The organism is Pseudomonas sp. (assembly GCF_050739775.1).
Taxonomy (GTDB): Bacteria; Pseudomonadota; Gammaproteobacteria; order Pseudomonadales; family Pseudomonadaceae; genus Aquipseudomonas.
On record NZ_JBOICA010000011.1, the window covers coordinates 34,576 to 54,929 of the forward strand.

Annotated in this window: 19 protein-coding genes; 6 read left to right on the plus strand and 13 right to left on the minus strand. The window is 61.4% G+C overall.

Annotation, left to right across the window (positions count from 1 at the left end; all coding sequences use genetic code 11):
• Positions 1-30: 30 nt before the first annotated feature.
• Positions 31-342, minus strand: coding sequence for a BufA1 family periplasmic bufferin-type metallophore (locus tag ACRESH_RS07955; protein ID WP_431741468.1), 312 nt, complete (start codon positions 340-342; stop codon positions 31-33).
• Between the two features lie 245 nt (positions 343-587).
• Between ACRESH_RS07955 and ACRESH_RS07960 the strand changes: the two genes are divergently transcribed.
• Positions 588-1,970, plus strand: coding sequence for an esterase/lipase family protein (locus ACRESH_RS07960; RefSeq protein WP_431741469.1), 1,383 nt, complete (start codon positions 588-590; stop codon positions 1,968-1,970).
• A gap of 2 nt (positions 1,971-1,972) precedes the next feature.
• On the opposite strand, the gene ACRESH_RS07965 is transcribed toward ACRESH_RS07960, so the two are convergent.
• From ACRESH_RS07965 to ACRESH_RS07980, 4 genes are all read right to left on the minus strand, one after another.
• Positions 1,973-2,437 carry a sterol desaturase family protein gene (locus ACRESH_RS07965; RefSeq protein WP_431741470.1) on the minus strand — a complete coding sequence of 155 codons (465 nt, stop codon included), beginning with the start codon at positions 2,435-2,437 and terminating at the stop codon, positions 1,973-1,975.
• An 80-nt stretch (positions 2,438-2,517) separates the two neighbouring features.
• Entirely contained in the window at positions 2,518-3,459 is a 942-nt protein-coding gene (locus tag ACRESH_RS07970; protein ID WP_431741471.1) for a biotin/lipoyl-binding protein, read from the minus strand.
• A 4-nt stretch (positions 3,460-3,463) separates the two neighbouring features.
• Complete coding sequence (locus ACRESH_RS07975; protein WP_431741472.1) at positions 3,464-3,664, minus strand: DUF1656 domain-containing protein; 201 nt, start codon at positions 3,662-3,664, stop codon at positions 3,464-3,466.
• Positions 3,654-5,801, minus strand: coding sequence for an FUSC family protein (locus ACRESH_RS07980; protein WP_431741473.1), 2,148 nt, complete (start codon positions 5,799-5,801; stop codon positions 3,654-3,656). Before ACRESH_RS07980 ends, ACRESH_RS07975 begins: the two co-directional genes overlap by 11 nt.
• Before the next feature lie 469 nt (positions 5,802-6,270).
• Here ACRESH_RS07980 and ACRESH_RS07985 point away from each other — a divergent pair, with 469 nt between their 5' ends.
• Both ACRESH_RS07985 and ACRESH_RS07990 read left to right on the plus strand, forming a co-directional pair.
• Complete coding sequence (locus ACRESH_RS07985) at positions 6,271-6,978, plus strand: MgtC/SapB family protein (RefSeq protein ID WP_431741474.1); 708 nt, start codon at positions 6,271-6,273, stop codon at positions 6,976-6,978.
• 116 nt (positions 6,979-7,094) lie between these two features.
• Complete coding sequence (locus ACRESH_RS07990) at positions 7,095-8,006, plus strand: LysR family transcriptional regulator (protein ID WP_431741475.1); 912 nt, start codon at positions 7,095-7,097, stop codon at positions 8,004-8,006.
• A 91-nt stretch (positions 8,007-8,097) separates the two neighbouring features.
• On the opposite strand, the gene argE is transcribed toward ACRESH_RS07990, so the two are convergent.
• Genes argE through ACRESH_RS08010 form a run of 4 tightly spaced genes read right to left on the minus strand, consistent with a single transcriptional unit; the run spans position 8,098 to position 11,665 of the window.
• Positions 8,098-9,258 carry an acetylornithine deacetylase gene (gene argE / locus ACRESH_RS07995; RefSeq protein ID WP_431741476.1) on the minus strand — a complete coding sequence of 387 codons (1,161 nt, stop codon included), beginning with the start codon at positions 9,256-9,258 and terminating at the stop codon, positions 8,098-8,100.
• Positions 9,251-9,925, minus strand: coding sequence for a DUF1028 domain-containing protein (locus ACRESH_RS08000; RefSeq protein WP_431741477.1), 675 nt, complete (start codon positions 9,923-9,925; stop codon positions 9,251-9,253). Before ACRESH_RS08000 ends, argE begins: the two co-directional genes overlap by 8 nt.
• Positions 9,926-9,935: 10 nt before the next feature.
• Positions 9,936-10,346: a RidA family protein gene (locus ACRESH_RS08005; RefSeq protein ID WP_003201555.1), complete on the minus strand. Its 411-nt coding sequence runs from the start codon at positions 10,344-10,346 to the stop codon at positions 9,936-9,938.
• Positions 10,346-11,665, minus strand: a complete 1,320-nt coding sequence (locus ACRESH_RS08010; RefSeq protein WP_431741478.1) for a flavin-containing monooxygenase — start codon at positions 11,663-11,665, stop codon at positions 10,346-10,348. Before ACRESH_RS08010 ends, ACRESH_RS08005 begins: the two co-directional genes overlap by 1 nt.
• Before the next feature lie 216 nt (positions 11,666-11,881).
• Here ACRESH_RS08010 and ACRESH_RS08015 point away from each other — a divergent pair, with 216 nt between their 5' ends.
• Positions 11,882-12,403 (plus strand): GNAT family N-acetyltransferase, encoded by a 522-nt coding sequence (locus ACRESH_RS08015; RefSeq protein ID WP_431741479.1) that lies wholly within the window; start codon positions 11,882-11,884, stop codon positions 12,401-12,403.
• Here the strand turns inward: ACRESH_RS08015 and ACRESH_RS08020 are convergent.
• The 4 genes from ACRESH_RS08020 to ACRESH_RS08035 all read right to left on the minus strand — a co-directional run bounded on the left by ACRESH_RS08020 (position 12,388) and on the right by ACRESH_RS08035 (position 17,075).
• Positions 12,388-13,359 carry a DNA-binding protein gene (locus ACRESH_RS08020; protein WP_431741480.1) on the minus strand — a complete coding sequence of 324 codons (972 nt, stop codon included), beginning with the start codon at positions 13,357-13,359 and terminating at the stop codon, positions 12,388-12,390. The two genes, ACRESH_RS08015 and ACRESH_RS08020, sit on opposite strands and share 16 nt — an antisense overlap.
• Before the next feature lie 163 nt (positions 13,360-13,522).
• Positions 13,523-14,374, minus strand: coding sequence for a response regulator transcription factor (locus ACRESH_RS08025; protein ID WP_431741481.1), 852 nt, complete (start codon positions 14,372-14,374; stop codon positions 13,523-13,525).
• A gap of 102 nt (positions 14,375-14,476) precedes the next feature.
• A complete protein-coding gene (locus ACRESH_RS08030; RefSeq protein ID WP_431741482.1) occupies positions 14,477-15,517 on the minus strand; it encodes an ABC transporter substrate-binding protein in 1,041 nt (346 codons plus the stop codon).
• Between the two features lie 67 nt (positions 15,518-15,584).
• Complete coding sequence (locus ACRESH_RS08035; RefSeq protein WP_431741483.1) at positions 15,585-17,075, minus strand: aldehyde dehydrogenase; 1,491 nt, start codon at positions 17,073-17,075, stop codon at positions 15,585-15,587.
• Positions 17,076-17,377: 302 nt separating this feature from the next.
• On the opposite strand from ACRESH_RS08035, the gene ACRESH_RS08040 reads away from it, so the two are divergent.
• Positions 17,378-18,760: an aspartate aminotransferase family protein gene (locus tag ACRESH_RS08040; RefSeq protein ID WP_431741484.1), complete on the plus strand. Its 1,383-nt coding sequence runs from the start codon at positions 17,378-17,380 to the stop codon at positions 18,758-18,760.
• A gap of 163 nt (positions 18,761-18,923) precedes the next feature.
• Positions 18,924-20,303, plus strand: a complete 1,380-nt coding sequence (locus ACRESH_RS08045; RefSeq protein ID WP_431741485.1) for an APC family permease — start codon at positions 18,924-18,926, stop codon at positions 20,301-20,303.
• The last annotated feature ends 51 nt before the right edge of the window (positions 20,304-20,354 follow it).

The window sequence follows — 20,354 nt, forward strand, 5'->3', positions numbered from 1 at the left end:
CGAGGCTCAGGCTGGTCGACAGGTTGGGAGTCAGGACTTTGCCTTGAAGGCCTGGAGTTGACCGAAGCCGGTAGGCGAAGTGGAACTGACGGTTTTTTCGCAGGTGCCTTTAGGGACCTGCTTCCAGGCGTTGGCTTGATGGTCCACTTTCGACGTGCCGGCACAGGTGGTGCCTGCGCCCGCTGCGCAGTCGTTCTTACCCTTCATGGCGACGCCGTAGCATTTTTCCATGTCCTCGGCGGCATGGGCGGCGGGGATCATGCTCAGGCTGAGGGCCGAGCCCAGAGCCAGTGCCAGAGCGGCGGCGGAGAGAGACAGGCCCGGGGTGCTTTGGTTGTTCATGGTGATGCTCCGGTGGTTGGGTTTGGGATTGGCGCTACACAGGGGGAATGTGTTGCTTGCCTGTACCAGTAGAGACTATTCGGGGGCGGGTGTTACAGGGAGGGGCAAAAAAACGCAGTCTGGTTCGCCGATGCCTGCCGCGAAAATGGCATTGGCTACTGCCTGATGCACGTTTATTGGCTCGCCAGGCCGGTGCCCGAGCAACTGCTAGACTGGTTGCATGCCGGTGACACCGTCTTGACCTCATGTTCAGCCGCACGCACCTCAAGGCTTCGTTCATGCACTCTGCCGCGCAACGGGTCGCCACGCTCGTACTCGCCGCAGGCCTGTTGGGCTGCAGCGAGTCACCGCGCCCCGACCTGAAACGGCTCTACCAGCTCAGCAGCCCCCAGGCCGAAACCGCGCCGGTGATCTTGATTCCAGGGGCCTTCGGCACGCGCCTGCGCGACCGGGTCAGCGGTGAAGGAGTCTGGCCGGGGTCATGGTGGCGCATTCTGTTCTCGTCCTATCCGGAACTGGCCCTCGACATCGATCCGCAAACGAATAGGCCGCTGCCCTCTAGACTGGAACCCTCGGGCATTGCCGAGCAGGCGCTACGGCGCGACTTTTACCGCCCGATCCTGCGAACCTTGACGCAATTCGGTGGTTATGTGCGTGCCCAGCCCGGGACGCCGGCGCGCAAGGGCGAGCGCCGCTACTACGTCCTGTCTTACGACTGGCGCCAGGACACCTTGCACAGTGTGCAAGAACTCGATCGGCTGATCGAGGCGGTGCGTCGTGACTACGCCGATCCTGCACTACAGGTCAACCTCGTAGCGCACAGCATGGGTGGCCTTATCGCACGTTACTACCTGCGCTTTGGCACCCGCGACGTGCTGGACGGCGAGCCTCACCAGGTGACCATGGACGGTGCACCGCAGGTGCGCAATCTGGTGTTGCTGGGCACACCCAATGGGGGATCGGTCAGCTCGTTGCACGCCTTCATCGGTGGCGAAAAGGTCGGTTTTGGGCGTATTTCACCACGCACGCTGGCCACCTTTCCCAGCGGCTATCAGCTGTTCCCCCACCCGCTCAACACCTGGCTGGTGGACATCGAAGGCAAGCCGCGTCACGACGACTTGTTCGACCCCAAGACCTGGCAGAGCATGGCCTGGTCAATCTACGCCCCCAGCCTGGCCGCCGCTGCCGACGCCCCGGCGATGCAACGCTATTTCGCCTATAACCTGGAGCGCGCACGTCGTTTGGCCTGGATGCTCTCGGTGGCCGAGCCGGTATCGCCGATCCGCTACGTGCTGTTTGGTGGCGGCTGCCACATGACGCCTGCACGGCTCCTGGTGGAACAGCGCGATGGGCGCGATACGGTACGCCTCACGCCAGCGGACATTGCCGCACCCCGGCCTGGTGTGCCCTACGACGAGCTGATGATCGAGCCAGGTGATGGACGCGTCACCAAGCCGTCGCTGCTGGCACGCGAGACGCTGGACCCAGGCGTACCACAGAATGAGGACAGCTTTCTGCCGGTCGCTTATGCGTTTTTCCTGTGCGAGAAGCACACTAACCTGACCAGCAACATCAACTTTCAGGACAACCTGCTCAATGTGCTCCTGTCGAACCCACCCCGGCCCTGAAGCTACAGGCGCCGCCGGGAACGCAACTGACGCTTCAACTTGTGCATCGGCGGCGCATACAGAAAGCCAAACGACACACTGTTATCCCGCCCTTTCAGCGCATGATGCAGCAAGTGCGCCTGGTACAAACGCTTGAGGTAGCGGTTGCGCGGCCGCGGCTTGAACGGCCAGTGCCGATGCACGATCCCGTCGTGCACGAGCACGTAAATCACTCCGAACGCCGCCACCCCAGCTCCCACCCACTGCAACGGCGCATGCCCTGCGCGGCCCAGGGCTACCAGAACAGAGGCAATCAGCGCCAGGGCCACCAGGTAGACATCGTTGGTTTCCAAGGCGCCCAGGTGCTGTTCATGATGTGAACGGTGCAGGAACCAGCCCCAGCCATGCATGATGTAGCGATGCGCCAGGTAGCCGACGCCCTCCATGGCCGCCAGGGTGCAGAGAAAAACAGCGAGGTTGAGCATCATGGCGACATCTATCGGCTGGTTGGCACAAACGGCCAGAAGCCTACCATCTTGGCCCGCCCGGCAGGAGGCATTTCGTCACGCTATTGGCGCACAGTCACCGTTGCTGTTGTTCCGGCGCGCAGGCTGTCCTTGCCGGCATAGCCCGGGTCAATCTCGATACGCACCGGAATGCGCTGGGCCAGCTTGACCCAGGTGTAGCTAGGGTTGACGTTGGCCAGCAGGCGGCTGCCAGGCGTGTTTTCGCGGTCGGTGATCGCATAGGCGATGCTTTGCACCTTGCCTTCGAAATGCTCGCCGCTCATCAAAGCGATCTGCACCGCACTGCCTATACGAACGCGCGGCAGCTTGGTTTCCTCGAAATAGCCACTGACATAGAACGAGCTGCTGTCCACCAGGGCCAACAAAGGGCCACCAGCGCTGGCATAGTCGCCCTGGCGGGTCAGCAGGTTGGTGACATAGCCACTGACCGGCGCGTAGATACGTGTGCGCTGCAAGTCCAGTTCAGCCTGGGTCAGCGCCGCCGTGGCCAGTTGTACGTTGGCACTGGCCAGACTCAAATTGGCTTGGCCGCGCATCAGCTCGGCCTGGGCGACGGCAACATCGGTACTGGACTTCTCCCACTCTTCACCGGAGATAGCAGCGCTTTGCTTCAAGGTGCGTCGGCGTTGCTCTTCGCTCTGACGCTGTTTGAGCAAAGCTTGATTTGCGATAATCGCCGCCTGGGCCAGCCCCTCACTGGCGCGGGCTACTTCAATGGCGCGGCGGGCATGTTCTACCGCCAAGGCATAGCGCTCCGGGTCGATTTCCAGTAGCAGTCCGCCTTTTTCCACATGTTGGTTGTCGGCCACCCGTAGCGTGACGATGCGTCCGGCGACATCGGCCGACAGCGTCACCACGTCCGCGCGCACCCGCGCGTCGCGGGTCCAGGGCGCGCGGGTGTAGTGCTCCCAGGCGAACCAGCCAAGGATCAGCGCCAGTGCCACGATTGCCAGGGTCGACACCTGGGCCACAAGTTTCTTCACGCTTTCAGCTCCCCATGAACAAGATGATCAAGGCACAAATGCAGCTGTACAGCGCCCCCTCGAACAACGCCGGATGCCATACCCACTGCATCACGCCAAGGCGCTGTAGCAGCCACAGCAGCACGAACAGCAAGGGCATGGCCAGTAACAGTGCCTGGGCGATCGGCGGCAGGTAAACACCACCGACCTCGAAATCAATGGGCAAGGCCTGGCTCTCCTTCGGCAGCGGGATCAAGGTAGGTGCTGTAATGGCGCAGGAAACCAGCGATCACCAGCAGCGCGACACGAATGCGAAACAGCGAACGCAACTGCTCGGCCGGCGCGTCGAACTGCTCGCTGTGCAGTGCATCGAGGTCTTCACCCAGCACCTGCAGAGTATCGAGCAAAGCCGGCGGTTGGCCCCGGGTTCGCCCGGCCACATAGCGACCGGTGTTGCGCAGAACCTGCTCCAGGCGCGCACGGATGCTGGCTGAGAGCAACCGATTAGCCCGGCCCTGTTCCTGCAGCTGGCGCAAGGCCACAGCCAGCGCCATGCAGGCCAGGTTGACCTCGAACAGCGCCTTTGAACGGGCGTCCTGAGCAGCTGGCAGCAGGCCGAGGATCAGGGTCAGGCGGTCAACCATGCGACTCTCGAAGGCAAACTGGCGCTCATCGGAAGTCGGGCCCTTGAGCAAGGCATAGACCTGCTCGCGGCTCTCGCGGAACAGCCGCTCGATGCGCAGCTGCGGGTTGAACGGAAACAGCCAGGCATATATCAGCAGCGACAACACCCCGCCACAGACATAGGCGCCGGCAAATTCAAACCACTGCATGGCCGTGTTCTGCCAGGCCCCGATATTCTGCGGGCCGAACAACAGGAAGCTGGACAACCCCAGGCCCATGCCGATACCCGCGGTCATCGGCGTCGACAGCCCGACCGCTACCACATACAACAAGGGCAACAGCAACAGCGCGAGCATCTCGAAATCGACTACCTGCGGTATCAGCCAGAACTGGTACAGCGCTGACACCAGCAAGGCCATGCCCAGCCCGCGCATGTAGTTCTGTGCGGCCATCAACGGGCGCGGAAAGGTGGCCATCAGCGAACAGAGGATACCCACCAGGATCACCCCGGCCCGGGCACCGTCCCAGGCCGTCTCGATCCAGATCAGCCCGGCAACCAGCAAGGCGAAAAAAGCACGACTGGCGTTCATCGCCGCCAGGCGAAAATCCAGGTGCAGCGGGTTGGTCTGCGCCTGACGGTACAGGCAATCGCCAGCGCGGCCTTCCTGGATTGCGTCGCTGAGTTCTAGCATTTCGCTCAATTGCTCCAGCAATCGGGCCTGCTCCCAACGCAGGGCCCAGGCCAGGGAACGCAAGGTCGCCGGCAGGTCATGCTGAAGTTGTTCCGCTTGCAGGGCCGCCTGGTCGAAACGCCGCTGCAAGGCGCTGAAGTGTTCCCGAGCACTGGCTGGCATGGCCCTGCCCTGTTGCGCCAACTGGTCGAGAAAGGCCAGCTCATCGCTGAGCAGCTTATTGATGAAGTCTGGATACGCGCCCTGCCAGCGTTCGGCGATCATCAGCTTCTGATTGCGCAACACGGTCAGGCGCGAGCTGAGCAGCACCAGCTGGTTGCCCAACAGTTGTACCAGGCCGTTGGCACCGCGCAGGTGCGGGGCGTCGAAATACAGGTGCCGGCGCAGCCCTTCCAGGGCGCTGATTTCGCCGAGGATCTGCATCTGCCGCTGACTGAAGGCCGCACTGCTTTCCTCGCCGCGAATGGCTGCAGCGGCATGGGCGGCCATCAGCTTGATCAGGTTGTCGACCTTGGCGAAGTAACCGCTGGCCACAGCCTGGGGCCGGGCGCTGAGCAGGCTGACCGCGCACACGCAAGCCACCGCCAGCAAAGTTTCAGTCACCCGGGTAATGGCTAGCATCAGGGTATTGTCCTGCTCGGGGACCGCCAACATGCCCACTACCACAGCAGTAAAGCCGCTGAGCACGAAAGCATGGGAGCTGGTGTAGCGCAGCAAGGTGCCAGCGGCGGTACACAGGGCCAGCCACAACGCCAGGGTAACAATGAACGGTAATGGCGCCTGGGGGAACAGGGCCATGATCAGCACCGCTACCGCTGCGCCGACTGTAGTGCCAACCACTTGAGCAAAACTGCGCTGCAGGGTCATGCCGCCCAGTGGCAGGCTGACGATAAACACTGCCATGATCGACCATTTGGGTTGGTCGAGGTCGAAGATAAAGGCCAGGTACAGGGTCAGCAGGCAGGCAACGATGGTGCGCAGGGCGAAAAGAAAGGTGTCCAACCCTGGGTACAGAACCATTTTGAAATAGTTGATCAGTGGTTGCATACCGCTCCCTCGCCGCACCGTAATGCTCACCTTAGCCACAGCGGCGGGCCGACGGAAGCGGCGTTCACACACTACAGCGTTGCAACTGCGGAACAGTAACGGCCAATGTTATTTTTAAAGCAATTGTCATGAAATCAACCTTGACCTTGCTGCTTTTGAACGTTAGTTTCTCGCTCGCATTTTTGCATGCCTATACAGGAGTCCTGCATTGGACAGTAGCTCTAGTCGATTGCGACAGGTTCATACGGCGCGCTAGTTCAGCAGACTCTTTCTGCCACTGCCCTGCCGTACATGGTGGTCAGTGGTGCCTCACATCCCGAGCGGATGACGACGCTTCATTCTCCCTTCCTGCATGCCCGACACGATTGTTCGTGAACCCGGCCTGTGACCCTGCGCAATCCATTTATTCATACCTGCATCGGCAACGTTCGATGCGTTGCGGCCCTGCGCCGCGGATTCGAGGTTTGTCATGGATTGGAAAGTATTTCTCCTGCGCGTCAGTGTCGCGCTCGTACTGGGCGCCCTGATCGGCGCTGAACGTCAACTGCGCCAGCGCCTGACCGGCCTGCGCACCAATGCCCTGGTCAGCACCGGCGCTTGCCTGTTCGTGCTGATGACCCAGGCCGTGCCGGGCATGGCCGCCACCGATGCTTCGCGGATTGCCGCCTATGTGGTGTCGGGCATCGGTTTTCTTGGCGGTGGCGTGATCATGCGCGATGGCCTGAATGTGCGTGGCCTGAACACTGCGGCCACACTGTGGTGCACCGCTGCCGTCGGCGTGCTGTGCAGCATGGGTCTGCTGCTGGAAGCCGCGCTGGGCAGCTGCGTGGTGCTCTGCGCCAACATCCTGTTGCGCGACATCTCCCAACGCCTCAACCAGCAAGAGGTGCTACCGGCCAATGAAGCCGAGCAGCGTTTCGAAGTACGCATCACCTGCCGCGCCGAAGACGAAATCCAGGTGCGCAGCCTGATGCTGCACAGCTTCGGCAGCGACAGCCTGCGCCTGCAATCACTGCACAGCGAAGACCTGGCCAACCCGGCCAAACTGGAGGTGCGCGCCGAACTGCTGGGCAGCCCCGATGCGCCGACCCAGCTGGAGCGCCTGGTCAGCCGGGTCAGTCTGGAAAAAGGCGTCAGCTCCGTGCGCTGGCAGGTGCAGGAGCTGACGGCCGACTAGCGGCGTTCGCTCAACGGTTGAGCACCGAAAATATGCTCAATGGTGAGCAAAATCCGCTGCAGCAGCCGGGCACCGAAGGGGTAATCTGTAACAAAACAATCAGCCAGAGGTGCACTGTGGCGTCCTATACCTTGCGTCAGTTGAAGTATTTCGTCACCACCGTGGAGTGCGGCAGCGTCGCCGAGGCGTCGCGCAAGCTGTACATCGCGCAACCGTCGATTTCAACGGCAATCAAAGGCCTGGAAGACAGCTTCGGCGTGCAGCTGTTTATCCGCCATCACGCTCAGGGCGTATCGCTTACGCCCGGTGGCGCACGTTTCTATCGCAAAGCCCTGGAACTACTGCGCATGGCCCGCGAGTTCGAGCAGAACGCCCTGGCCGACAATGACGTGGTTTGCGGGCAGATCGATATCGGCTGTTTCGAGACTGTCGCCCCGCTCTACCTGCCGCGCCTGATCAAAGGCTTTCGCGAGCGCTTTCCGGGGGTCGAGATCCGTCTGCAGGACGGTGAGCAGCAGGAGCTGGTGCAAGGCCTGACCGGCGGGCGTTACGACCTGGCGATCTTCTACGATCATGACCTGGACAGCACCATCGAGACCGAAGCGCTGATGGCGCCGCAACGGCCCTACGCCTTGTTGCCCGCCGGGCATCGCTTTGCCGAGCAGGCGCAGGTGTCGCTACGTGATCTGGCGCTGGAGCCGATGATCTTGCTGGATGTGCAGCCCAGCCGTACCTATTTCGTGAGCATCTTCGAAGAGCTGGGGCTGAGCCCGAACATCATTTTCAGCTCGCCTTCGATCGAGATGGTGCGCGGTATGGTTGGCCAAGGCTTTGGCTTTGCGGTGCTGGTTACCCGGCCGCTGACCACCAGTACTTATGACGGGCAGGAACTGGTGTGCGTGGAACTGGCCGAGGATGTGACTGGTTCGGGGCTGGTGGCCGGTTGGTTGAAACGTGCGCAGCTAACCAAGCCTGCGCAGTTGTTTGTCGATTACTGCAAAGAGCAGTTTGCGGCCTGGCTGAAATAGCACCTTGATTGGACACGGCCCATCGCCAGCAATGCTGGCTCCTACAGGTACGGCGCACACCGATCCCCTGTAGGAGCTGGCCTTGTTGTCATCAATTGCTGGAGAGGTACTCGGCCAGGCGGTCCATCAAGCGATCGCAGGCCGCCATTTGCTCGACACTGACGAACTCGTCGGGTTTGTGGCCCTGGTCCATGCTGCCGGGACCACAGACCACCGCCGGGATCCCGGCCTGGTCGAACAAACCACCTTCGGTGCCAAAGGCCACGGTGCTGAAGTCATCGCTGCCGCACAGTCGCGCCACCAGCTGCGCGGCGGCGCTTTCAGGCGCGGTCGCCAGGCCCGGATAAGCCGAAATCGGTTCAAAACGGATCGCCGTGTCGACCTTGACCGCCTGCATGGCTGGCAACAGCGTCTGCTCGGCGTAGCTTTGTAGTTCGTCAACTACCGTTTGTGGCTCGAACGCCGGCAAGGCGCGCACCTCAAAGTCGAAGCGACAATCTGCTGGCACGATGTTCAGCGCCGTGCCGCCCTGGATCACCCCGACCTGCACAGTGGAGAACGCCGGATCAAAACGCTCATCGTGGTGCTCTGGTGCGGCCAGGCGCTGGCCGATCTCACCCAGGCGACCGATCAAGCGTGCCGCCTGTTCGATGGCGTTCACGCCATACGGCGCATAGGCCGAATGGCACGGGGCGCCATGTACATGGCAACGCATCGCCAGCTTGCCTTTGTGACCGAGTACCGGTTTGAGCTCGGTCGGTTCACCGATCAGACACAGGGCCGGCTGAGGAATGCGTTGTGGCAGCACTTCCAGCAGGCTACGCACCCCCAGGCAACCCACCTCTTCGTCATACGAAAAGGCCAAGTGCACGGGGCGACGCAGTGGACTTGCAAGAAACACCGGCACCGCAGCCAGTACCGAGGCCAGGTAGCCTTTCATGTCTGCCGCACCGCGGCCGTAGAGCTTGCCATCGCGCTCGCTGAGGGCGAACGGCTCGACCGTCCAGGGCTGACCGTCCACCGGTACCACATCGGTATGCCCCGAGAGCACCACGCCGCCCGCCACTGCCGGCCCGATGCTGGCCAGCAGGTTGGCCTTGCTGCGCTCGGCGTTGTAGATCAGCTCGCAACTCACCCCCAGGCCTTGCAGGTAGTCACGCACGAACTCGATCAAGGCCAGGTTCGAATCGCGGCTGACCGTGGCAAAGCCGATCAGCCTGGCCAGCAAGGCGCGGCTGCGCAGCTCACTCATCGCCCGGCACTCCGTAACTCGGTGCCAGGGTCGGGTTCAGCGCGCGGGTCAGGTAGTCCTGCAGCTGCGGCTCATAGGCGCTCCAGAGTTTCTGCAGTTCGCCGATGGGATTCTCGTCGGCCCAATCCACGCGCAGGTCGACAATCGGCCAGACCAGCTCGCCGACCACCGACAAGGCCGCCGAATGCACCGCCCCCGCTTCCCCGCCGGCGTCTTGCCCAGCTTGCAGTGCCGTCAGCAAACGCGCCGCGAGGCAGCCTTCGCTGGTCTCGAACGCTGCGACCATGCGCTCAATCACCTCAGTGTTGGCCAACAGGTTGCCAGCGGCCACACATTGCTCACCGGCCAGGGCGTTATGCGTACCCAGGGTGTGGTTGCCGCTGAACACGGCCGTACGCCCTTGGGCATCGACGACCGCTACCTGGCGATACTGGCTGTAGCCGTTGCGGGTCAGCGCATGGTCCAGTGCCTGATGCGGTGCGAGCCCTTCACCCAGAGCATCCAGTACCTGCGGCCCGAGGGCCGGCAAGGTGATGTTCTGGCTCGATACCGCACCGACACCGGAGCGCAGCCAGGGGCAACGGGCACCCACGGCGATGCTCGATGAGCTGATGGCAATCCCCAGCTGGCCGGTTTCGGCACAGCGACCGACGATGGAAAAGGTCATGGCACGCTCCTTATTCGGGGATGACCGCAATCACGTCGATTTCCATCAGCCACTGCGGCTGGCCCAGGGCGCTGACGACCAACCCGGTAGAGATCGGGAACACGCCCTTGAGCCACTTGCCGACTTCCTGGTACACCGGCTCGCGATAGCGCGGGTCGATCAGGTAGGTGGTGGTCTTGACGATATGACTCAGGTCGCTGCCCGCCTCTTCGAGCAGTTGCTTGACGTTGCGCATGGCCTGTTCGGCCTGGGCCCGCGGATCACCGAGACCAACCAGCTGACCGTTGAAATCGGTACCGACCTGACCACGCACATACACGGTGTTGCCGGCGCGGACCGCCTGGCACAGGTCGTTGTCCAGGGTCTGGTTCGGGTAGGTGTCTTTGGTGTTGAACATGCGGATACGGGTATGAGTAGGCATCAACGGACTTCCATAAGGCTGGCGGATTGAATGTGGGTTGCGGGGGTTTCGGCCTGACGTTGCGAGGCATCCCGGTAATCGAAATAGGCGCGTTGCTTGATGATGTGTTCGCCGATATGCCGGGCGTCGTGCCACACGCCCCAGATAAAGGCCGAGCCGCGACGTGCAAGCCATGGCAGGCCGACGAAGTAGATGCCCGGTTCGCTGGAAACGCCGCGCTGGTGCTGCGGCTTGCCGTCGGCCTTGAAGGCATCGACCTGCAACCAGTTGTAATCGACCGAATAACCGGTGGCCCAGATGATCGTGGTGATGTCGGCCTTGGCCAGGTCCAGCTCCAGGATCGGGTTGCTGATGCACTCCGGGTCCGGGAGCATGATGCGTGCTTCCGGCTCTTGCGGCAGGTCCAGGCCATTGGTGGCGATATACGCGTCGGCGGCGTCAAGCAAGGCCAGGTAGTTTTCGTCGCCGCGGGCAATGTTCTCGGCCAGGTTCGATTCGAAGCTCACCACGCCGTTGTTGATTGCCTTGGTCAGGCCAACCAGCGTCATGCCCTGTTGGGCCAGGCGGCGGAAGTCCACGGTATGACCGCCACGCGCACCGCTGACGGCAATGGTGACGTGCTCCTTGCCCGGCTGTACACCCTCGGCGTCCCACAGGCCGAGTACACCCAGCCACCAGCAGAAATCGCGGTTACGATAGGCACGTGGCGGACGATCGTGGGCGCCGACCGAGAGATAGACCTGCTTGCCGGCACGCTGCAACTCATCGGCAATCTGCACACCTGAAGAACCGGCACCCACCACCAGCACAGCACCTTCGGCCAGTTGCTGAGGGTTACGGTATTCGGCGGAGTGCATCTGGCAAACCTTGCCGTCTGCAGGCGCGATCGCCGGAATCACCGGGCGCTGGAACGGGCCAGTGGCGACCACGACGTTTTTGGCCTCAATCACCCCCTCGGAGGTTTCCACGGTGAAGCCAGGGCGACCGGCATTGCGCTGCACCTTGGTCACCTCGACGCCGGTACGTACCGGGGCGTTGAATTTTTTCGCGTAGGCTTCGAAGTAATCGGCAACCTGGTCTTTGCCGGCGAAGGCATCGGGATCGAGGCCGTCGAATTCCAGGCCCGGGAAGCGGTCGTGCCAGGCTGGACCATTGGCAACCAGCGAATCCCAGCGCCCGGTACGCCAGGCTTCGGCGATACGGTTGCGTTCCAGAACCAGATGCGGCACGCCGAGTCGGCTCAAGTGTTCGCTCATGGCCACACCGGCTTGACCGGCGCCGACTACGAGCGTGTCTATTACTGTTTTATTGTTTGTCATCGCTGCGCCCTACTGAGGTTTCCCACACGGATCGCCGTGGGTGGGTGTAGGTCGCATTCTGTGCAAAGCCTGCAAATGACGAAATTATGATTTTTGTAGTTGCTAGAGAGTAAAAAACTGCAAGGCCTCGCAGCGGCTCTGCTACGCGGCTCCAGGCCTTGACGGGTGATGCATCACGGCCTTGAATAGCCGTGTTATTTATTGGACATAACCGTCATGCTCTTCACTATTCGCCCTGCCCGCGACGACGACGCAGACCTGCTCCCGGCTATCGAGCGTTCTGCCGCGCAAGCCTTTCTTGCCTGTGAAGGCCTGCAGTGGATCGCCAGCGAAGACGTGCTCAGTGCCGCGCAGCATCGCGTATTTATCGCTGCAGGCCATACCTGGGTAGTGGTTGACGAGAAGGATCGTCCACAGGGCTTTCTTTGTGGCCAGGACTGTGGCGAGGACTGGCACATCGTCGAACTATCGGTGGCGCAGGCGCTGCAAGGTCGAGGGCAAGGTCGTCGGATGATCACTACGGCCAGCGCCTGGGCACAGGCGCAAAGCTTTGCCGGGTTGACGCTGACCACCTTCACCCAGGTTGCGTGGAATGCGCCCTTCTATGCGCGCCTGGGCTTTGAGCGGCTCGACGCGCAAAGGTGCAGCTATTTCCTGCAACGTCAATTAGCTGCCGAACGGGCTCACGGCCTGACTGATCGGTGCGCGATGCGCCTGGAACTTCAGGGCGTGTCCTGAAGCTGCTGCGCCATCTTTTCAGCCTGACGCAACTGCGCTTCCAGCTTGCCGATCAACTGCAACTGCTGGCGCAGCTCGGTCACCCGCTCGGCCAGACTCAGCGCCAGGTTCTGGTTCTGCTTTTCCAACTCGTCCCGCGAACCATTGAGTTGCGCCAGGTTCACTTCCAGCCCCTGAATCTGTGTCTGGCGCCGCTCGCTCTGGGTCTTGAGTGTGCGCTGGGCATCCTTGAGTGTACGGATCTGTACCAGCAAGCCTTCGTTGTCGCGATTCAGGCGCGTCAGTTCGTCCTGCTTGACGATCAAGGTCTGCTGCAACTGCCGCAGCTCGACCTGAAGTTGTTGCACCTGCCCTTCGTGGCGGCGCTGCTCCTGCTCACGCTGCTCGCGGCTGGCACTGCGGTAATGCTCAAGCGCGTCGCGGGCGTGCTGGTGTTTGTCTTCCAGTGAGGCGATCTGTTCGTCTTTGTCGGCCAGGCGCAGGTTCAATTCGCCAACGGCCTGATTGAGTGTGGCGTTGCGGGTCTGCTCAGTCTGCAAGGTACTGCGAGTGGTGGCCAGCGCGGCGGATTCACCGGCCAAGGCTGCGGCCTGGATCTCATGCTGCTGTTGCAGCGCTGCCAATGCCTGCTGGCTGATCTGCACCTGGGCCAGCAGCGTTTGTCGTTCTGCCTCGAACGTGCTGCGCACTTCCTCGATTCGTGCCTCCCCTTCCTCACGCAACTGCTCGGCCAGTTGCTCGACCAGCGTTGCCAGTGCATCGCTGAGATTCGGCGTACTCAATGGCTGCGCCGAGTACTGGTTGTCCAGTTCCTTCAGGTAGCGATGAATCGTGGTTTTCGACCCGGTATTGCCCAGTTCGATACGTACTGCGTCGATGCTTGGGTGTACACCACGAGCCAGTAGCGCCTGCCGTGCTTTGTGCACGACAGCCTTGTTGATTCCGCCACGGGCCATGGTTGCTCCTACTATTTAGCAATGTGGTACGTACTATGTTTTTACATGGTATCTCATTGCCTAAAAGGATGCTTTGGAAAGTGATTTCTGAGATTAAATAATCACGGCTTATCGCATCTGAGATACGGTTTTCGCGGCTTTCGAGCCAACGCAGAACAGGTTGTCAGCGCCTGCGGCGCAGGTAGCTTTCCAGCGGGTCTTTGCTCAACCCTTCCTGGGCTTGGGCCACCGAGTCGATGAACAGCGAAAACAGCTCCGACTGCTTGGCGATATCAAGCTTGGCGTACAGGTGCTTGCGGTGGGTCTTGACGGTGTCCTCGCTGATACCCAAGCGTTCGGCAAGCGAGCGAATGGAATGACCGCGGAGCATGTATTGAGCGACCAGGCACTCACGCTCGGTCAACAAGGAGGAGCCGAATTTGGTAAGCGCTGCGTTGATCTGCCGGCCAAGCGCGCTTTCAAAGCGGCCGCCGAGCGAATCTGCGTCAAGATCGCCCCAATGCCGACGTACTACGGCCAGTACCCAGGGGGCAATGCGCTTGAGTTCGTCGACCTGTTGCCGGCTAAGGCGGCAGGTACTCGCCAAAGCGACTGCGATCGTCAGTTTCGGCCCGAGCGGTACGATGTAGTTGAGCTCGTCTTCAAGACGCGCATGCTGGTAGAACGACAAGTAATATTCGCTACGCTTGAAGTGGTCCGGTGCTACATCGCTCAGCCGGTAACAGCCTGGCGCGATGCCGTCCATGCTGGCCCGGTAGAACGGGCACAGCAGGTAGAAGCCCTCAAGGTACTTGCGAACGTTGCCTTCAGGCATCCATGGCCCTTCCTCATCCCGCTCGAACAATGCCGAAGGCAAGCCTTCATGGGGAAACAGGAACACGGTGATGGCATGCGCGGGCGCCAGGGAGTTGAGCGCGGCGAACAGCGACTCGACAAACCCGGACGTCCCGATGCAATCGACCACATGAGCCATTTGCTGGAACCACTCTTCGGATTGAAGCCGGTTATTGCCCATCTTGCGTTTCACCTCCTGCATCGGGAATGCCGAGGTAATACCGCATCGGCGCTGAAGCATTGTTCCATTGCCGGGATGGGCTCACCATCACCCTTTATCGCCTCACCGTGCAGCCCAGGCGTTGAAGCGTTGTTCCAGCTCTTCACCGTGGTCGACCCAGAACGCTGCGTCCACCAGTTGCGCGTCGGCAAGGTTGGCAGGAGCAGTGGGTAGCTGATGCTGGACATCGGCAGGCAGTTGAGCGAGCGCTTCAGTGCGCACGGGGCCATAAGGAATCTGGCTGGAGAAGGCTTTTTGCGATTCGGCTTGACTGGCGAAGGTGATGAATTTCTCCGCCAGTGCCTTGTTCCCGGAGCCGCGCACGATGGCCCAGTGGTCAGGGTCATACAGACTGCCCTGCCAGACAATGCCCAGCTTGGAGCCATCCTTCTGCGCCGAGGCAATGCGACCGTTGTAGGCTGCAGACATCACCACGTCGCCGGCAACCAGCCATTGCGGAGGTTGCGCGCCGGCCTCCCACCACTGGATGTTCTGCTTGATCTCATCGAGCTTGCGGAATGCGCGGTTCACCCCTTCCGGAGTGCCCAACACCTTGTAGAGATCCTCGCGGGAGACGCCGTCAGCGAGCAACGCCACCTCGAGGGTGTACTTGGCGCCTTTGCGCAGACCGCGCTTGCCCGGAAAACGCTGGGTATCCCAGAAATCAGCCCATGAGGCAGGCCCGGTGCTGAGCTTCTGCGTGTTGTAGGCAATGACCATGGACCAGACATAGCTGGCCACCCCGCATTCGCTCACGGTACCGGGCAGGTAGTTGGCCTGATCGCCAAGCAGCGCCGGGTCGATCCGCTCGAACAGGCCCTCCTCGCAACCGCGAATGAGTTCAGGACTTTCTACCTCCACCACGTCCCAGGACACATGGCCGACGTCGACCATGGCTTTGATCTTTGAAAGTTCGCCATTGTATTCGCCAGCCACCACTTTCCCTGCCCCGCTGTTTTCAAAGGGCTGGAAGTAGGCTGCCTGTTGGGCGGCCTTGGTAGCGCCACCAAAAGAAATCACCGTCAGGCTGGACGTGCTGGAAAGCGCAGGAAGACTGACAGCGGTAAGCACTGCAAAGCTGAGCGACGCGGTGAAAGTACGCATGGAAACGCCCTCACGACTTATGGTTGTGTGTGTTTGTTGTTATTGAGGCGCCGGGTGGCGCCAGGCTTTAACGCAGCTGGAACCAGGTGGTTTTCAGTTGTGTGTACTTGTCGAATGAGTGCAACGAAAGATCGCGGCCGAACCCGGACTGCTTGCCCCCGCCGAACGGAACGGCAGTATCGAGTGCGTCCATGGTATTGACCGAGACGGTGCCGGCCTTCAGCGCCTTGGCTACGCGGTGGGCGCGATTGAGATCGTCACTCCATACCGAAGCGGCCAGGCCATAGATGCTGTCATTGGCAAGCTTCACTGCCTCCTCTTCGCTATCGAAGGCGCTGATGGCAAGCACGGGGCCGAAGATTTCGTCACGTGCAAGACGGCTGTCGCTCTCCACGTTGGCGAAGATGGTCGGCTGGATGAAGTTGGAGGAGCCATTGAAGGTCAGTTGCTCGCCACCGCTCAGCAGTTTCGCGCCCTCCTCACTCGCCAGGCCAATCGCCCTCATGATGCGCGCAGTCTGCTCGCTATCGACAATCGCCCCTGCGGCGCTGGCTGGATTGAGAGGATCACCCGGGATCCAGGCTTGCGCCTTGGCGATCACCCGCTCGATGAACTCGTCATGGATAGAGCGCTGCACGTACAGCCGGGAGTTGGCCGAACACACCTCACCCTGGTTGAAGAAGATGCCGAACGCTGCTTTTTCCGCAGCCAGATCGAGATCCTGGCAGTCGGCAAACACAAGGTTCGGGCTTTTGCCGCCGCACTCCAGCCAGACCTGCTTGAGGTTCGACTGGGCAGCATACTGCATGAAGTATTTGCCCACTTGGGTCGATCCGGTAAACACCAGGCAATCGACGTCCGGATGCAGCCCCAGGGCCTTGCCGGCGCTCTCGCCCAGCCCCGGCACCACGTTCAGCACGCCTTCCGGAATACCCGCTTCCAGTGCGAGCTGGCCCAGCCGCAGGGCAGAGAACGGTGACTGCTCAGCGGGTTTCAATACCACGCTGTTACCTGCGGCCAGCGCCGGGGCGAGTTTCCAGGCCGCCATGTCCAGCGGGAAGTTCCATGGCACGACTGCGGCGATGACCCCCAATGCTTCGCGGGTGATGGTTGCCAATGCATTGGCAGCCGTTGGCGCGACCTGGTCGTAGACCTTGTCCAGCGCCTCGCCGTACCAGGCAAACACGCCGGCTGCCCCCGGAACGTCGATGTTGTAGGCATCCATGACGGGCTTGCCCATGTTCAGTGAGTCAAGCAGGGCCAGCTCTTCGCGGTGCACCAGCAGCAGTTCGGAAAGCCTGATCAGGATCTTCTTGCGCTGCGCAGGTGCCATGCGCGCCCACGGACCTTCGTTGAATGCGCGACGTGCAGTGCGCACGGCCAGATTGACCTCGTCCTCGCCGCAGGCCGCGACGCGAGCGAGCAGCTGATTGGTGGCGGGGTTGATCGCGTCGAAGGTCGCCCCCGAGGAAGGCTTCACCTGATGACCACCAATAAGGGCGGTATCGATGAATGTTTGGCGGTTGGCCCGCTGCTGCCAGAAGTTAAGGTCGAACACGCTGCACTCCCACATCGACCGTGGACACGGTCTGTTGTTATTCATGTGGGTCGATGGTGCGCCACTATCGAAGCAAGGCAAATTAGTAAAAATGTTCTCCAGTCATACGAAAAAGCTCTGCAGACCGGCGCCTTGTCAGCTCGAAAGTCGGCCGGGAGATGTCACCAAAACGGGTGATTTCGGGGGCGCCGAGAGTGTGGGAGCATTCCTCCAACCCCAGCGCCCAGGACAGGCGCCAGTTTGCGCATTGGATCAGCGCGGCCCTCCCCTCTCACGTGCTTACCAAGAAAGAGAACAAAGCCATGAATGCCCCCTTTGCACCGCAACGAGACACCCAGGACTATCAGAAATCCGACGCCGCCCACCATATCCATGCTTTTCTGGATCAGAAGGCACTGAATGCCGAAGGGCCACGGGTGATGGTCCGCGGTGAGCGCCTGAACCTGTGGGACAACGACGGCAACCGTTACCTGGATGGCATGTCCGGCCTGTGGTGCACCCAGCTCGGCTACGGCCGCAGGGACCTGACTGCCGCCGCCGCCGCGCAGATGGATCAACTGTCGTACTACAACATGTTCTTCCACACCACCCACCCGGCGGTGATCGAGCTTTCCGAGCTGCTCTTCAGCCTGCTGCCGGGACACTACAGCCACGCGATCTACACCAACTCCGGCTCCGAGGCCAACGAGGTGCTGATCCGCACCGTGCGCCGTTACTGGCAGGTGGTCGGCAAGCCGCAGAAGAAGATCATGATTGGCCGCTGGAATGGTTACCACGGCTCGACTCTGGCGGCCACCGCGCTGGGCGGGATGAAGTTCATGCACGAGATGGGCGGAATGATTCCGGACATCGCGCACATCGACGAGCCTTACTGGTATGCCCACGGCGGCGACCTGACCCCGGCCGAGTTCGGTAAACGCTGCGCCCTGCAACTGGAAGAGAAGATCCTTGAACTGGGTGCCGACAATGTTGCCGGGTTCATCGCCGAGCCTTTCCAGGGTGCCGGCGGCATGATCTTCCCGCCTGAAAGCTACTGGCCGGAAATTCAGCGCATCTGCCGCCAGTACGATGTGCTGCTGTGCGCGGACGAAGTGATCGGCGGCTTTGGCCGGACCGGCGAGTGGTTCGCCCATGAGCATTTCGGTTTCGAGCCGGACACCCTGTCCATCGCCAAAGGCCTGACCAGCGGCTATGTACCCATGGGCGGCCTGGTGCTGAGCAAGCGTATCGCCGAAGCGCTGGTCGAGCGCGGCGGTGTCTTCGCTCACGGGCTGACCTACTCCGGGCACCCGGTGGCCGCAGCGGTGGCGGTGGCCAACCTCAAGGCCTTGCGTGACGAGGGCATCGTCCGCCTGGTGAAGGACGACACCGGGCCGTACCTGCAGCAGATTTTGCGCGAAGTGTTCGCCCAGCATCCGCTGATTGGCGACATTCAAGGGACCGGGCTGCTGGCAGCCCTGCAGTTTGCCGAAGACAAGGCAACCCGCAAACGCTTCGACAATGAGAACGACCTGGCCTGGCAGTGCCGCACCTTCGGTTTCGAAGAAGGCGTGATCATCCGCTCTACCCTCGGCCGCATGATCATGGCGCCCGCCTTGGTCGCCACTCGCGCAGAACTCGACGAGCTGGTCGAGAAGACCCGCATCGCCGTAGACCGCACCGCGCGGATGGTCGGCAAACTCTGACCTGAACGCCCACGCCTGCCGGCGTGGGCGCTTTGCGTGCACAGCGTTTGACCCAGGGCTGCCAGCAACCGGTTAGCCCCACGCCCCACAAAGAAGCTCTATCAACGGTAGCGAGACCTCTCGCGCGCCGCAGCGTCCTGTATTCGATTTCCAGGAGTTCGCAATGCATACAACAACAAACACAGCAGAAACTCACCCCCACCATTGCCCATTACAATCCACCGCTACGGGCCGCTTTCGAAAATCCATGGGCCTCACCGCACTGGTGCTCTTCGGTCTCGCCTACATGGTCCCGCTGGCGGTGTTCACCACCTATGGACTGGTCACCCAGATAACCAAGGGGCATTTGCCCACCGCCTACCTGCTGACACTCGCCGCCATGCTGCTGACCGCCTACAGCTATGGCCGCATGGTCCAGGCCCACCCGTATTCAGGCTCCGTCTACACCTACACCCGCAAGGCCTTTGGCAGCTACTTCGGTTTCATGGCCGGCTGGACCCTGTTGCTCGACTACATCTTCCTGCCGCTGCTCAGTTACCTGCTGATCGGCATCTACATGTCCGAGTACTTCCCGACGATTCACGCCTGGGTGTGGGTGCTCGGTTCAATTGCTCTGGTGACCTTCCTGAACCTGATCGGCATCGAGTCTGTCACACGGGTCAACTGGATCATGGTCGTTGTTCAGCTGGTATTCATCGTGGTCTTCGTCGCCTTGTCGATCCACAATCTGAGCGGACAGCCGGAACCGGTATCGCTGTTGCAACCCTTCCATCATGAAGGCTTCAGCGTTCCGCTGATCATGACCGGTGCAGCCGTGCTGTGCCTGTCCTTCCTCGGCTTCGACGCTGTTTCGACCATGGCAGAGGAAACCACCAACCCGCAGTTCCGCATCCCGCTGGCGATCATGGTGGTGTCGCTGATCGGTGGCCTGCTGTTTCTGCTGGTGTCGTATTTCGCCCAGTTGGTATTTCCGGAGTGGAGCACCTTCGCCGACCCGGACTCGGCTTCAGTGGACGTCATGCGTCGTGTAGGAGGTGAATTGCTGGTGACCGCATTTACGGCCACCTACGTGGCTGGTTGCTTCGCCTCGGCCATGGTGTCCCAGGCCAGCGTATCGCGGGTGCTGTTCGCCATGGGCCGGGATGGCGCGCTGCCGCGCGTGTTCGGCCGGCTGGTGTCGAAGAAACGCGTACCGGCCACCGCGATCATACTGGTCAGCGTGCTCTCGCTGATAGCCTTGTTCATCACCTTGGACACCGTCGCCAACATGATCAGTTTCGGCGCACTGTTCGCCTTTTCGATGGTGAACCTGGCAGTGGTCAAGCATTACCTGGTCGACCAGAAATTGCGTGGCACGGCTAACTACCTGATGTATGGCGCCATACCGGCGCTCGGCTTCCTCAGCACCATCTGGCTGTGGACCAGCCTGTCGAGCATGTCGTTCATGATCGGCCTGAGCTGGATGGCGCTGGGGTTCATTTGCCTGATCGGGATTACCCGGGCGTTCCGTCTGAATCTGCCAGAACTGCAACTGGCGGAGTAACCGGGTATACGCGGCGGGCTCACAGTTCTTGAGCCCGCCGCGCGCACCGTC